The following is a 14,578-nucleotide window of genomic DNA, read 5'->3' as shown; positions in this document are numbered from 1 at the left end:
TAGATGTATACAGTACAAATGTAAGGTTTGAAAATTAATTTTGTCCCCACAAACTGAAAATAAACAACAGTTCGGGAATAATAGCGCTTACATTCCCCGAGAAACATAGTATTAACAGAAAAAACAAAGAATAATGAATCTAACATCGCCAATCATCCAAATCATCAGTCATTTGGAAAAAATACAGCCATTTAACGCACAAAATCCATTAGATGATACCAGAAAATATCTTGAAACCATGACGCTTCAGCTCAGCGGGAAAAAAGAATCCGTTGCCATGATAGAGGAACTGAATATACAGATGGAAAGCCACTCAATTCCAGTCAGGATTTATCGTCCAAAGGGAAAAGGTCAGAAATCATCAGCTATTATTTATATACACGGCGGATGGTTCATAGCCGGAGGTTTCGAAACTCATGATGAAGTGGTCCGTAAACTTGCCAATAAAACAGGATCAGCAGTGGTGTCCATTGATTATAGGCTGGCTCCCGAACATCCTTTTCCCGCAGGGTTAAATGATTGCATTGATACAATAAAATGGGTTTCTGACAATGCCGAATCGCTTAGTATTGACAGGAATCAAATCGGAGTGATTGGCGACAGTGCCGGCGGAGCCCTCGCAGCGGGTGTTTCAATGCAAATAGGAGAGCTCCTGAAGTTCCAGATCCTGATCTATCCCGCTGCCGATAATCAACTCAATACAAAATCATGGGAAATGTATGAAACCGGACCTGTTTTAAACAAAAAAGGAGGTATCCAGGCCTGGAAATGGTATCACCCTGAAGGCGAAAGCAATCCGGACCCATTAGCAGTACCTATTTTGATAAAAGATTTTAAAAATACACCACCTACCTTGGTTCTTATTGCAGAACATGATGCTTTAAGAGATGAGGGGGAAGTACTGGCACAGCATATGAAAGAAGCAGGAATTCCTGTTCATGTCAGTTTTTATAAAGATATGGTTCATGGCTTTATGCATATGGGAGAGATCCTGAAAGAAGTGCAGCATGCAGTAGATGAAATGTCAGCTTTTTCCAAGCAGTATTTTGAAAATAATGAAAAATAAGTATGAAAAAATATGCATATATCGGCTGCCTGGGATTCATTGCAGTGATTACCACTGAATTCGGAGTCATTGGAATTCTTCCACAGATCGCAGAACATTATCAGATAGGCATAGATAAAGCTGGTTGGCTGCTTAGTGCTTTTGCTTTGATCATAGCTTTAACAGGACCTTTCATGACTTTATTGATGTCAGAATTTGACCGCAGAAAAGTTATGCTTGCCGCAATTTCTATCTTTTTATTTACCGCTGTAATTTCTGCACTGTCACCACCATTCTGGCTGCTGATGCTGGTAAGGATCCTTCCGGCTTTTTTACAGCCTGTCTATATTGCCACAGCATTGTCTGTTGCTGTATCCGGTGCAGATAAAAAACAGGTGAACCAACTGATGGGAATTGTATTTATCGGAGTTGCTCTGGCCATGGTGACAACGGTCCCTTTTGCAACATGGCTGGCCAGTGTATGGATATGGGAATCTTCTTTCATTATCCAAGGCGCAGTCAGCACAATAGCTTTAGTGGTTATTTATTTTTCACTTCCTCCAATGCCTGTGAAAGAGAAGAAATCTTATAAAAGCCAGCTTAAAATTTTGACACAGCCAATATTTCTTATTAGTACTGCCATGAATTTTTTTATGATAACCGCTTGGTTTTCCACCTACAGTTATTTTGCAGATTATCTGAATAAAGCAAAAGGAATGGACGGAACCATGGTTAGCTATATGCTTTTCCTGTTTGGGATTATTGGTGTTTTTTCCAACTGGCTGGCTGGAAAAATGTTAAGCTGGAATGTCTCAAAAACAACAGCTCTGTTCCTTTCCGGTACGGTCATCATGCCATTTCTGCTGTATTTTTCTGGAGACAGTCTGCCCGCCAATATTATCAGCATTGCAATCTGGGGTTTCCTGTATTCTCCAAGTTTTCAAAATGCTTCAACCTATATGATTTCTTCTGTTCCGGGTTCTCTTGAATTTGCCAACAGCCTGGCTACTTCTTTCGGAAATTTAGGAGTAACGCTTGGAACTACACTAGGAGGTTGGATGATTGTAGCCAAAGGAGCTTCATACAACCCATGGATAGGTTTTGTCTTTGGTATTCTGGCTTTTCTGATGATCGTTCTCAGAAACATTCTTGAAAAAAGATCTGAAAATCAGAAAATGATTATTCCATGCCCTTAATATATTGTAATAAATTTTGTTACAATTAAGAATTGTATTAATTTTGTAGTCTGATAATTTCATCAGAATTAAAATAAACAAGAATGAAAATAGAAATATGGTCAGATATTATGTGTCCGTTCTGCTATATCGGAAAGCATAATTTTGAACAGGCTCTTGAGAAGCTGCCGTTTAGAAACGAAGTAGAAGTAGAGTGGAAGAGCTTCCAGCTAGACCCAACCTTAGATACTGCCCAACCTCAGAATACGATTGACTATTTTAAGGAGAAAAAAGGGTTTCCTACAGAGCAGGCATCTCAAATGATTGGCCAGGTCTCACAGATGGGAAAAGGAGCAGGAATTGATTTTAACTTTGAAAAAGCTCTGATAATCAATACTTTTACAGCTCATAAATTACTTCACCTTGCTAAAAAATACGATAAGGCGAATGAGATGGAAGAAGCTCTTTTTAAAGCTCACTTTATCGATGGGAAAAATGTAGGAGATATTGAAGAACTTGTTTCTCTTGCGGAAAATTTAAATATGGACAAAGAGGAAGCCAGAGAGGCCTTAACATCCGATCAGTTTGATTATGAGATCAGTCAGGATATCCAGGAGGCCAAAAACAATGGTATTTCCAGCGTACCTTTCTTTGTTCTGAATGGAAAATATGCCGTATCCGGAGCACAGCCTGCCGAAGTTTTTGCTGATGCGCTTCAGCAGACCTATAAAGAAACAGTAAGTCCGTTTAAAGACCTTTCCAAGGAAGGAGGCGCATCGTGTGATACGGATGGATGCAGTATTTAATTAATATAAGTTTAACCACAAATAGATCACTATTATCACTACTGAAAAACAGTAACATCCGTAGAATTCGTGAAAAGGATTAGTGACACTAACCTTTTTTATAGAAAGAAATAAATTCAGCCTATTCAGTAAAAAACATCTCAGTTTGAGATGTTTTTTTTATTCCATCTGGTTCAATAAAAAGGAAATGACTCCCGTTTTATCTTTTCAATGCTTATTTTTGTTAAAATATTTATGGTCAATGATAAAAATCAATGCTGAAGCTCAATATCCGGTTTCTGAAACCCTGTTTGTCTTTGCTTTGGATTCGGAAGCCGGAAAAGCTTTTGACGGGAAAAACAAACTGGTAACAGGAATAGGAAAAGTAAACGCGGCCATAGAACTTACCCGGGAAATTCATTTCAGAAAACCTAAACTGATTATTAATCTCGGTTCTGCAGGGAGTAAAAGCTTCCAGAAGGGTGAAGTAGTCTGCTGTACAAAATTTATTCAAAGAGACATGGATGTGAGAGGTCTCGGTTTCAGTCTTTATGAAACTCCCTTGTCCGGTATTCCTCCTGTTCTGGAATATGGTCTTCAGATGAATGGCTTGGAAGAAGGAGTTTGCGGCAGCGGCGACAGTTTTGAGATGAATCATTCCGAAACAGATTATAATATTGTAGATATGGAAGCTTATCCGCTTGCCCTGATTGCAAAGAAGGAAAATATTCCTTTTCTTTGTTTGAAATATATTTCTGATGATGCAGGAAGCGATGCCGCAGACGACTGGGCAGTTCAGGTGCATCTGGCTTCTGAGGCATTTAAAAGAATATTATTCTCATAATATAAAACTTGAGGAAAATTTTCAGAATTTTATTTTCAGCCTGATCCTGAATTTTAGCCTGCGATTGTATGAAAATTACTTTTTATCAACCGGTACATCCTATACTTAAAAAATATATTGAAGGATATTATTTTGTAGAAAAAGATGATAGGGATGAGCCGGTCAGGTACCTTACTTTTCCTGACAACTATTTCATTGTATCAGCATGCCAGAATGTCGCTCTTATCCAGGATAGAGGATGGGTGGAAATCCGTAGATCTTTATCCGAAAATTTAGTGATCGACTTTGTTTCCAGATGCTCTGTTCCTACTGAAATTTTTTACCAGGAATCCGTTAATGAAATTACGGTTTACTTTAAGCCATTGGGAATCTATCACTTTTTTGATGCAGATGAGAATGAAATTTTACAAAGCCGCATTCATTTTTCAGATTTTAAAGAAATAATGAATACTGTTTTAAATGAATCCGGCAGGAAAAGACAAATTGAAATGCTGGAAGCGTACTGGCTTTCAAAATTCAGGCAGAAAAATTTAGCATTAGCCTATAATCTATTGGCTGATTTTGAAACCGAGCTCAGCATCGAAAAAATTGCAGCAAAAAACGGCATAACAAGACAGTATCTGAATAAAGTCTCTAAACGTTATTTCGCTAAACCTGCATCTGAATTCAGAAAAATCCAGAGATTCCGTAAAGTTTTGGCTTCAAATAAAAAAGTAAGGAATCTCACAGAGCTTTCTTATGAAAATCTTTTTTACGACCAGTCCCATCTTATTAAAGATTTTAAGGAATTCACTAAAATAAGCCCCCGGAAGTTCTTTGAAAATGTAGATATTGAACAAAATAATATCTGGCTGTTTATCTGAGTTTCCATTTTTACAATTTATAAGCGCTCTGTTGAAATACTTTTACCGAAATATTAAATCGTGTTTCAATGAAAAAAATACTGACTGGCATTTCCTTTTTCCATTCTCTGGTCTTTTATGCACAAAGTGACCATAATAAAGCGGTACTGTCTGATATCACAGAAAAAGTGAAGAGCTATTATATTGATAAGGAAGCCTATAAAAAAGTAGATTCTTTATTTCACAATGAATCTAAAAAAGGCAGTTTCAACAGTTTGAGCAAAAAAGATTTTGCAGCACTGCTCACTCAAAAGTTGAGAATAAACATAAATGATAAACATTTCTTCGTTAAATATCTCGAAAACTACAGCCCGAAAAAAGCAGTCAGTGAGAAAGAAAGGGAAGAAGAAAACAATTCTCATAACAGGCTTGAAAATTTTGGCTTTGAGAATGTTCTCCGGCTGGAAGGTAATATTGGGTATATTAATTTCAAAGGTTTTGCATCCCCTCAATCCAGTGAAAAAACATTGGCTGCTGCCATGAATTTTATCGCAAATACCCATTCATTGATTATTGACCTGAGAGAAAATGGAGGAGGAGATAATGAAATGCTTCTTTTATTCTGCAGTTATTTTTTTGATAAAAAAACGGATCTTTATACTACATACCTCAGAAATAAAGATGAAACAGTGATAAACAGCACCCAATCTGAAGTTTCCGGACAGAAATATCTTCATAAAAAAGTCTACATTCTGACCAGTAAAAAAAGTTTTTCAGCAGCAGAAGGTTTTGCTTACTTTTTGCAGGAACATAAGCTGGCCGAAGTAATCGGGGAGAAAACAGAGGGCGCTGCCAATCCGGTAGATCATTTTATTATCCAAAATCAATATTTGCTGTTGGTTCCGGCTGGACAGATAAAATCCTTCATAAGTCACAAAAACTGGGAACATACCGGGGTGACTCCTGATCAGGAAGTAAAAGCTGGAGACGCTTTAAAGGCTGCTCACCTTAAAATTTTAAAAAATATTTTAAAAACAGAAACAAAAACAGAATTAAGCATACCTGAAATAAAAAATCTTATCGATAAATTAGAGCAATAAAATGTATAATATGTCATCAATAATCATTCATAAAGGTGGAATACAAGACCTGGAAATCATTCAAAATATAGGCCGGCAGACTTTTTCAGAAACCTTTGCAGAAAATAATTCTGAAGAAGCTATGAAAACATATCTTGAAGAAAGCTTCAGCACAGAAAAAGTAAAGTCAGAATTAAATAACCCTGATTCTTACTTCTTTATTGCCTGGGAAGAGGATATCCCTGTTGGTTATTTGAAATTAAACTCCGGAGCGGCACAAACGGAGCTGAAGGACGATACTTCATTAGAAATAGAGCGGATTTACGTCAAAAAAAGTCATCACGGCCAGAAAGTTGGCCAACTGCTTTATAATCAGGCTCTGGAAACCGCTCGAAGCCTGAACAAAAGCTATCTATGGCTCGGGGTCTGGGAAGAGAATTTGAGAGCCCTTAATTTTTACAGAAAAAATGGTTTTGAGGAATTCGGAAGCCATACATTCAGGCTGGGTGATGAAGACCAGACTGATCTGATGATGAAGAAAATTTTAGATTAAAATATAATCAGCTTTGAAAGAACTTTTAGAACAGATCAATAGTTATTATCCGCTTTCAGAAGAAACGGCTGAAGCGTTGTTGAATATCTGCATGGAAGAAAAATATTGTAAAAATGACCTTCTTCAGGAAGCCGGAGCTGCTGCCAGATACTATTATTTTATAAAATCTGGGTTGATAGGATATTATACCATGGATGAGCAGGGAAATTCTGTGTATAAGATTTTCTTTGAAGAAAAGAGTTTTGTGGCTTCTACGGCAGCTGTTATCAAAGATAAGCCCAGTGAATTCAATATCATTGCTTTAGAAGACTGTTCGGTGATCAAATATCCGGCAAAGGCTTTCAGAGAGTTAATCAATCAATATCACGATCTGGCATTATTTCACATTCATTACCTGGAAAAAAACTGGGTGGTGAAAAAAGAGCCGCTGGAGATTTCTTTAAAGCATGAAACAGCAAAACAGCGTTATTTGCAGCTTCTGGAGAACAAATCGCTCTATGACCGTCTGAAACAGCATCATATTGCTTCCTATCTGGGGATTACACCCACTCAGCTGAGCCGCATAAAAAAAGAAATAAACTGACAAAAGCTTCAACATATGTTGAGGCTTTTTTATTTTCTCAGCTGCATCTTTGCCGTATAAATAGCAACAATAGTACACCTAAATAAACAACCATAAATTGATTACAGATAGTACTATAGTTCATCATTAAAATTCAATCCTATGAAAAATTTAGCAAGCATTGTATGCGTATTGACAGTATCTGCACAGCTTTCCGCACAGAAAATCATTCATCAAGACGTTTTCAGTGCCAAAATGAATAAAAATATCAAAACCATTATCATCACACCCGATGTGCAGCAGGGAATAACCTATCCATCGGTTTATATTCTTCATGGCTACAGTGGAAATCCTGAACGTACCCTTAAACAGGATATTCCTGATCTGGTTAAAAAAGCGCAGGAATATAAGATGATTTATGTGCTGCCGGACGGAAATTATAATTCGTGGTATGTAGACAGTCCTTTGGCTAAAGATTCCCAGTACCAGACTTTTATTGGTCAGGAGCTTGTAGATTTTGTCAATAAAAATTATCCTGTGAAAAATGATAAAAAATTTCGTGGTATTCTGGGCTGGAGCATGGGAGGTTATGGTGCTGTCAATATTGGAACGACCTACAATAATACATTTGGTATTGTGGGAAGTTCTTGCGGGGCTTTGGATTTCAATTCATTCGGGGAAGGGTATACTAATTATCAGTTAGATAAAGTATTAGGACCTGCAATATCATTAGATCCTAAATTTCTTACAGACAATAAAGTGAAGACTATGGCTACAGCAAAACAGCAGTATATTTTCGACTGTGGTACGGAGGACACACAAATGATCGAAATGAACAAGAAATTTCACAAAAAACTAACCGACCTTAAGATTCCACATCTTTATATAGAATCTCCGGGTGCTCACGATCCGCAGTACTGGAGCAGATCACTATCTGAGCAATTGACTTTATTTGGCTTGTTTTTTAAATCATAAAACAGCTTTATATAAATACACATATCTATCTTAATTATAGCATTTTAAATTATTTTATTTAAAGTAAAAAAATATTAAAAACATTCTTTAAAAATAAAAAATCCTTTTAAGCAAAGCTTAAAAGGATTCATCATAATGATAATCAAGTAATAATGAAATAAAATATTTAAATATTTTCAAAGTTTTTACCCAAATGCTCTTCAATCACAAAGAACGGATCTTCTGTAAGCGTGTGCGCTCTCATTTCCATCAGGCTTACTTTACTCATCATACGGAGCATAATTCTTCTTTGACATTCTTGTTCTACACCATCAACATTTCTTACCCCAGCTCTGAAAGCTGATCTTCCGTGGGCACATAAATGATTGTTAACCAATATAACATCTCCAGCCTGCGGTGTAAAATCCGAATAGATCAGATCTCTTGCCTCTTCCCAAAACTCAGTCAGATGATTATGGGCTTCATCAGTCTGCCGAATGCTTGGGTTAAACAGCTGTTCAGCAGCATCAAACCTCATGAAAGGCAGTTCATAATTGCCATACAGAACGGCATCCAGTGTTTCTTCTTCATCCGCACCGGTCTCCAGATTGGCATCTTTCGGAATTTTATACATCCGTTCAAAAAGAGGCCTGAATCTTTCTCCGATAGATTCATGGGAACGGATAGAATATAGGGTGGAAGGCACCTGCTCTTCATTACGGATATACATAAAGCTTAAAAAGTCTGCCTGGTGCTTCAGGAAAGCATCTTCAGTATGTACATAAAGATCCGTTGCTGATCCCGATCCGGTCTGTGTTTCCCTCATTTTTTCATCCGGGATAATCGCATGCATTAATCCGCCTCCTTTACGCTGCGAATAATATTGTACAGGCTTCGACGGAAGTGCTCCGTGGATCAAAGCACAGGCAAAACCATAGATATTAAATTTGGAATAATCCGCAGACTGCCAGTTCCGTGGAGTATTTCCTATACTTTCCTGATCAATATCCATTAATCCTTTAAACACAAGGGCTCCGTACTGATCTTTCGAAAAATCACTGGCAAAATCAGCCGCTATATGTAGAATTCTTTCGGGTAGAAAATAGGAAGCCAACTGATGAACGTGGGTAATGAAGTCTCTGTTTTCATAGCTGCCATATTTTCTCTGAAGATGCACCGCTGCATCTTGTATCATTCTTCTTTCCTGAGACGTGACCTCAATGACTCTAGGAAGCAGTTTTACCGCGGTAATACTGTCGTTATCTAAAATTTCTATCGAATTCATTAAAAAAATATTTGGTGTGTGAATATAATTTTTATATTTGTTTTTAATTATTCTAAATAACAATAACTGGTTCAAATTTATGAATAATTTATCAATCACCAAATAAAAAGTAAAAAAAATGTAAAAAATAAAAACTTGACTATCAAGCATATACACATGTATGCTATACACCTATACACAACTTATTGATTTTAAAAATCACCTTATAAATACGTATATGAACAACAATCAAATGCCCGCCGGAGAGATCCTGGGCACCTCCTTACCTCACATTTCGGGGAATTTTGAAAATATTTTTCATTCTCACAATTATGATCATTACCGTTCCGCTGTCGAAGAAACTTTGGACCTGGTGGGAACTTTTCTTCACAGAAATGACAAACCCTTCAGCGGAATAGGAGCTAAAGAAATGAAAGGCATGGTACAGCAGATAGACCTTAACCAAAAACTGTCTTCATACCAGGAACTTCTTCACGAAGTAGATACTATATATGTAAAGCATGCCACTGCTTTTCACCTTCCGCAATATGTGGCGCACCTTAACTGTCCTATCGTTATTCCTGCATTGGCAGGAGAAATTCTTGTAAGTGCCATCAATTCATCGCAGGATACCTACGACCAGAGTGCCGGGGGAACCTTTATGGAGAGAAAGCTGATCGACTGGACCGCGGAACAGTTAGGATATAATGTTGAAACAAGCGACGGCGTTTTCACAGCAGGCGGATCCCAGAGCAACCTGATGGGACTGGTGATGATGCGCGACTGCTTTTCCCAGAAGAGATACCATCATAATATCAAGCTGGATGGTCTTCCCCAGCAGGCCGGACATTTCAGGATCTTTGTTTCTGATAAATCTCACTTTAGCAACTTAAAGAATGCTTCTATCATGGGATTGGGAGAAAAGTGTATCGTTAAAGTTCCTACAGATGAAAGATTCTGCATGGACATTGCCTTGCTTAAAAAATACATCAAGAGAGAAGAACAGATGGGAAATATTCCTATCGGGATTGTAGCTACGGCCGGAACTACAGACTTCGGAAACGTAGATCCTCTGGAAGATATTGCGAATGTTGCAGAACAATACAATATCTGGATGCACGTAGATGCCGCTTACGGTTGTGCTCTATTATTAAGCGAAAAATACCGTCACCTTCTGAACGGTATCGAAAGAGCGGATTCGGTGACGATCGATTATCATAAATCTTTCTTCCAGCCGATCAGCAGCAGTGCTTTCATCGTTAAAAACAAAAGGGAATTAAGAATCCTGAAGCACCATGCAGATTATCTGAATCCTGCGGAGATGGATGAAGAGGAAATTCCTGCCCAGATCAATAAATCCATTATCCAGAGTACCCGTAGATTCGATGCTCTGAAGCTGTGGTTTACTTTAAGAATGATGGGTAAAGAACAACTCGCAGAATATACAGACACGGTGATAGACCTTACCAAAGATGTAGCGTCTATGATCACTGAAAATCCTCACTTCGAACTGCTTTCCGATACAGATCTCAGCGTCCTGGTTTTTCGTTATATCAGACCGGATGTTGAAGACCTGAATGCTTTGAACCAGCATATCAAAATGAAGCTTTTTTACAGCGGGGAAATTCTGGTGGCAAGTACCAAAGTAGATGGAAATTTCTACCTGAAGTTTACTTTCCTGAACCCGATCACGACTACAGAAGATGTTCACCAAATTTTAAATACAATCAAATCGCATGGAGAAAACTTTAGTTCAGCAAACTAAGCTTACGGAAAAAGCACAGGAAATCACCGTCAGAATCCTGCTCAACGGAATGCTTCGTGAGCTTGGAAACGGAAAATTCTATCAGGGAGTGCCGAAATATGACACGCTTACGGCTCTGGCTCTGGAAAACAGCACGTATCCACTGCATATCAGATTTGAACTGAAGAAAAGCGGAATCTTTTTATTCGCTCCGGTTTCTTATCGTTCCGAAAGTGCTTTTCATGATTATGGAATGCCTTTATGGATTGTTGACCATCAAAATCAGAAGGTTTCTGAACCGGATGTTGATCAGCTTACCGAATTGGTGTACCGTGAGCTCACTGAGCAGTTCAGTGAAAAAGGCCTTGAATTGTTTACAAAAAGAATTCACAGCAGCTTAAGAAACCTGGAAATGATCATGGAAAACGGTTTAAAGGATAAAGACGCTTTAACCTATTCTTTCCTGGAGTCTGAACAACAGATTCCGGTGGGACACAATCTTCATCCTTTCACAAAAGCAAGAATGGGATTCTCCAGAGAAGAGCAGCTTCTTTATGGCCCGGAATTTAATAAAGGAATTCAGCTGGAGTATTTCCTGGTGCATAAAAGCTGTGTCCAGGAAAGTTCAGTTTTAGAACAGCCTTACAATGAATTTCTGAAAAGCATCGTTTCATTACCGGAAGATCTTGAAGCAAAGTACCTTAACGAAGGTGAAAAGCTTTCTGATTTTTATACAGTTCCGTGTCATCCATGGGAAGCTACTTATCTTTTATCTATCAAAGAAGGGGCGGAAATGATCAAAGACCGTACTTTAATCCATATCGGAGCGTTTGGGGAAGAATTTTATTCAACCTCTTCCATCAGAAGTATGTACAGTCCCCATATTCCGTGGATGCCTAAGTTTTCTTTAAATGTTCTTTTAACGGGTTCAATAAGGATCAATACGGAGAAAGATTTAAAAAGAGGCTATGCATCAGCTTTATGGAGAAAACATGCAGGAGCAGCATTTGAAAAGGATTTTAATCAGTTTAAACTGCTTCTGGAACCTGTAACATTAGGGGTTTATCATCAGAATAAAAATATTGAAAGCCTTAATCTGCTGATCCGGGAAAATCCATTCCAGCCGGAAGATAAAATATTGCTGTTGGCAAGACTATGCCAGGATGAACCTGCAGACGGACAAAATTTTATCCAAAAATTCTTTACAGATGTTTCTGACAGGCTGGGAACAAGTCCGGAAGAATCAGTTACCATTTGGTTTGCAAAGTATATTCAACTGCTGGTTGCTCCTTTAAACCATTTATACAGTCAATACGGCATGGCTCCTGAAGCACACCAGCAGAATCTTTTAATTCAACTGGATGATCAGTTGCTTCCGAAAACTCTTTTTGTAAGAGATGCACAGGGATATTTATTAAGAGAAAGCGCAAGAGAACAGTATACAGAGCTTTCCAAAGACTATCCTGAAATTGAAGATCTTTTCATCAGGGATGAACGTCTTTTAGATATTATCTCTTACCATGTTCTTGTGAGCAATCTTTCAGCGCTTGTGGCATCATTAGGAAAGACGGGATGGGTGAAAGAAAGAACACTGATCAATATGCTGCACAACGAATTTGAACAGATTCATAAGGAAATGCCTTCAGATTTTACCCGTTATGCACTTGAAAACCGTCATTGGGGAACAAAAACCAATTTTAAGGCCGTTGCCAATGAAATTGACGGAATTACAAGCGCAGCAGCGATTTCTTATGCCAAAGTCCCGAACCTTCTTCATTATCATTATTTCTCAGACCAGCTGATTCAGCCTAAAGGAAAGGAAGTTTTCTTCAAGCGCTATTTCCAGAAAGATGATGTCACGGTTACGATGAGACCTGTTGATCTTGATGAGGACCTTGAAATGCTTCATGAGTGGTTTAACCGTGAACACGCGATCAAAATCTGGCAGATGAACTGGCCGATTGATGAATTGGAAACCTATTACCGTTTAATGCTGCCAGGCGATGAAGCACACAGCTATATTGTCATGAGCAATGGTGAACCTTCATGTAATATTGAAGTATACTGGCCATGCAGGGATATTGTCGGTGATTACTACGATGTACTGCCTACCGATTACGGAACCCACCAATTTATCGCACCCACAGATCCGAAGAAGAAATACGTTTCTCCTTCCACACAGTCTATGGTAGATTATGTATTTGCCCAGCCGGAGGTTGGCAAAATGGTAGGGGAAGGTTCGGTGGATTCTCTGGCTTCTATGATGAACAAGGCCCATGTAGGGTTCAAAGTAGATAAAGTCATTGAAATGCCGCACAAAAAAGCCAACCTTAATTTCTGCTACAGAGAATGGTATTGGGAAAAATTCCCACAGAACAAAGATGTAGAATTCACCGTAAAAACCACTGAACATGAATAACGACACTATATATAACGTGATCGGAATAGGTATTGGCCCTTTTAATTTAGGACTTGCCGCTTTATCCCATCCGATTTCTGAATTAAAAACCCTTTTCCTTGACCAGAGAGACGGTTTCGACTGGCATCCGGGATTAATGATCGACCATGTAACACTGCAGACACCTTTTCTGTGCGACTGTGTATCTATGGCAGATCCTACGAATCCTTTAAGCCTTCTGAACTATCTGAAGGAAACGAACAGGCTGTACAAATTCTTTATCAGGGAAGATTTTTTCATTCCGCGTAAGGAATATAACCGTTACTGCCAATGGGTAGTGAGCCAGCTTCCGCAGTGCCGTTTTTCAACGCAGGTGGTTGATATCGTGTATGAAGATGGGTTGTATTTAATTACAACAATTCATACCAAAACCAAGGAAACCGAAGTTTTCAGAACAGAAAGGCTGATCCTGGGAACAGGGACACAGCCGCATATCCCTTCGTTTATTCCGAAAGAGGATTCCCGTATTCTTCACACAAGCTCTTATCTGTACCGCAAGAAAGAACTTTTAGCTCAGGGTAAAAAAATTGCCGTGATCGGTTCAGGACAGAGTGCTGCAGAGGTTTTCTATGATTTATTGCAAAGCCGTGACGAAGATACCCAGTTAGGCTGGTATTCACGTCCGGACCGTTTCTTCCCGATGGAATATTCAAAGCTGACGTTGGAATTGACTTCTCCTGATTATGTAGATTATTTCTACAGCAGGGATGAGGTGGCAAGAAAATCAATATTAAGCAAGCAGCAGGCTCAGTTTAAAGGAATCAATTACGACCTCATCAACCAGATCTATGATTTCATCTACGACCTGAATATTGATAATGCTGATCCTAAGCTGACCATCATTCCAAACAGTCAGCTGGATAGAGTAGACAACAGCAATCCGGACTATTTGACTCTTGAATTTACACAATTGGAGCAGGATGTTCCATACGAGCAGGAAGCTGATTATCTGGTAGTAGGAACAGGATACCGTTATCATGAACCTGCTTTCCTGAAAAATATTCAGTCCAGAATTAAAAGAGATTCTACCGGATTATTTGCAGTGAACAGAAATTATTCCATAGACCATAACGGCGGTGAAATCTATGTGCTTCACGCAGAAGTGCATACCCACAGCTACATATCTACCGATCTTGGAATGGCAGCTTACCGTAATTCTTATATCATCAATGACATTTTGGGAAGAGAACATTATAAAATTGAAAAGAAAATCGCTTTCCAGGATTTTGATGTAGAAAAGCACGCTGTCCTACCAACTGTCAAAATATAACAG

13 protein-coding genes are annotated in these 14,578 nt (G+C 38.5%); 12 read left to right on the top strand and 1 reads right to left on the bottom strand.

What is annotated here, in order from left to right; translation table 11 throughout:
- Window positions 1-133: 133 nt before the first annotated feature.
- The 9 genes from J2T03_RS03030 to J2T03_RS02990 all read left to right on the top strand — a co-directional run bounded on the left by J2T03_RS03030 (window position 134) and on the right by J2T03_RS02990 (window position 7,860).
- Entirely contained in the window at window positions 134-1,066 is a 933-nt protein-coding gene (locus tag J2T03_RS03030) for an alpha/beta hydrolase (protein WP_306842599.1), read from the top strand.
- 2 nt (window positions 1,067-1,068) lie between these two features.
- A complete protein-coding gene (locus J2T03_RS03025) occupies window positions 1,069-2,241 on the top strand; it encodes an MFS transporter (protein WP_307209345.1) in 1,173 nt (390 codons plus the stop codon).
- Window positions 2,242-2,324: 83 nt separating this feature from the next.
- Window positions 2,325-3,026, top strand: a complete 702-nt coding sequence (locus J2T03_RS03020; RefSeq protein ID WP_307209343.1) for a DsbA family oxidoreductase — start codon at window positions 2,325-2,327, stop codon at window positions 3,024-3,026.
- Window positions 3,027-3,267: 241 nt separating this feature from the next.
- Window positions 3,268-3,849, top strand: coding sequence for a 5'-methylthioadenosine/S-adenosylhomocysteine nucleosidase family protein (locus tag J2T03_RS03015; protein ID WP_307209340.1), 582 nt, complete (start codon window positions 3,268-3,270; stop codon window positions 3,847-3,849).
- A gap of 68 nt (window positions 3,850-3,917) precedes the next feature.
- Window positions 3,918-4,712, top strand: a complete 795-nt coding sequence (locus J2T03_RS03010) for a helix-turn-helix domain-containing protein (protein ID WP_307209339.1) — start codon at window positions 3,918-3,920, stop codon at window positions 4,710-4,712.
- 68 nt (window positions 4,713-4,780) lie between these two features.
- Window positions 4,781-5,791, top strand: a complete 1,011-nt coding sequence (locus J2T03_RS03005) for a S41 family peptidase (protein ID WP_307209337.1) — start codon at window positions 4,781-4,783, stop codon at window positions 5,789-5,791.
- Window positions 5,792-5,801: 10 nt separating this feature from the next.
- Window positions 5,802-6,323 (top strand): GNAT family N-acetyltransferase, encoded by a 522-nt coding sequence (locus tag J2T03_RS03000; protein WP_306842605.1) that lies wholly within the window; start codon window positions 5,802-5,804, stop codon window positions 6,321-6,323.
- A gap of 13 nt (window positions 6,324-6,336) precedes the next feature.
- Window positions 6,337-6,906, top strand: a complete 570-nt coding sequence (locus tag J2T03_RS02995) for a Crp/Fnr family transcriptional regulator (protein WP_307209336.1) — start codon at window positions 6,337-6,339, stop codon at window positions 6,904-6,906.
- A gap of 141 nt (window positions 6,907-7,047) precedes the next feature.
- Window positions 7,048-7,860: an alpha/beta hydrolase gene (locus tag J2T03_RS02990; RefSeq protein WP_307209335.1), complete on the top strand. Its 813-nt coding sequence runs from the start codon at window positions 7,048-7,050 to the stop codon at window positions 7,858-7,860.
- Window positions 7,861-8,026: 166 nt separating this feature from the next.
- Here the strand turns inward: J2T03_RS02990 and J2T03_RS02985 are convergent, their stop codons facing one another.
- The gene (locus tag J2T03_RS02985; RefSeq protein ID WP_307209332.1) at window positions 8,027-9,124 is read right to left on the bottom strand and encodes a TauD/TfdA family dioxygenase; all 1,098 of its coding nucleotides are present in this window, start codon (window positions 9,122-9,124) and stop codon (window positions 8,027-8,029) included.
- 217 nt (window positions 9,125-9,341) lie between these two features.
- Between J2T03_RS02985 and J2T03_RS02980 the strand changes: the two genes are divergently transcribed.
- Genes J2T03_RS02980 through J2T03_RS02970 form a run of 3 tightly spaced genes read left to right on the top strand, consistent with a single transcriptional unit; the run spans window position 9,342 to window position 14,575 of the window.
- Window positions 9,342-10,868 (top strand): pyridoxal phosphate-dependent decarboxylase family protein, encoded by a 1,527-nt coding sequence (locus tag J2T03_RS02980; protein WP_307209330.1) that lies wholly within the window; start codon window positions 9,342-9,344, stop codon window positions 10,866-10,868.
- The gene (locus J2T03_RS02975) at window positions 10,840-13,266 is read left to right on the top strand and encodes a GNAT family N-acetyltransferase (protein ID WP_307209329.1); all 2,427 of its coding nucleotides are present in this window, start codon (window positions 10,840-10,842) and stop codon (window positions 13,264-13,266) included. The genes J2T03_RS02980 and J2T03_RS02975 overlap by 29 nt, the downstream gene beginning before the upstream one ends.
- Window positions 13,259-14,575, top strand: coding sequence for a lysine N(6)-hydroxylase/L-ornithine N(5)-oxygenase family protein (locus tag J2T03_RS02970; RefSeq protein WP_307209327.1), 1,317 nt, complete (start codon window positions 13,259-13,261; stop codon window positions 14,573-14,575). Before J2T03_RS02975 ends, J2T03_RS02970 begins: the two co-directional genes overlap by 8 nt.
- Window positions 14,576-14,578: the final 3 nt, after the last annotated feature.

Origin of the sequence: Chryseobacterium lathyri (genome assembly GCF_030812195.1) — a bacterium.
In the GTDB taxonomy this organism is placed as follows: Bacteria; Bacteroidota; Bacteroidia; order Flavobacteriales; family Weeksellaceae; genus Chryseobacterium; species Chryseobacterium lathyri_A.
Note: the sequence above shows the minus strand (reverse complement) of the source record. Positions and strands in the feature narration are given on the sequence as shown.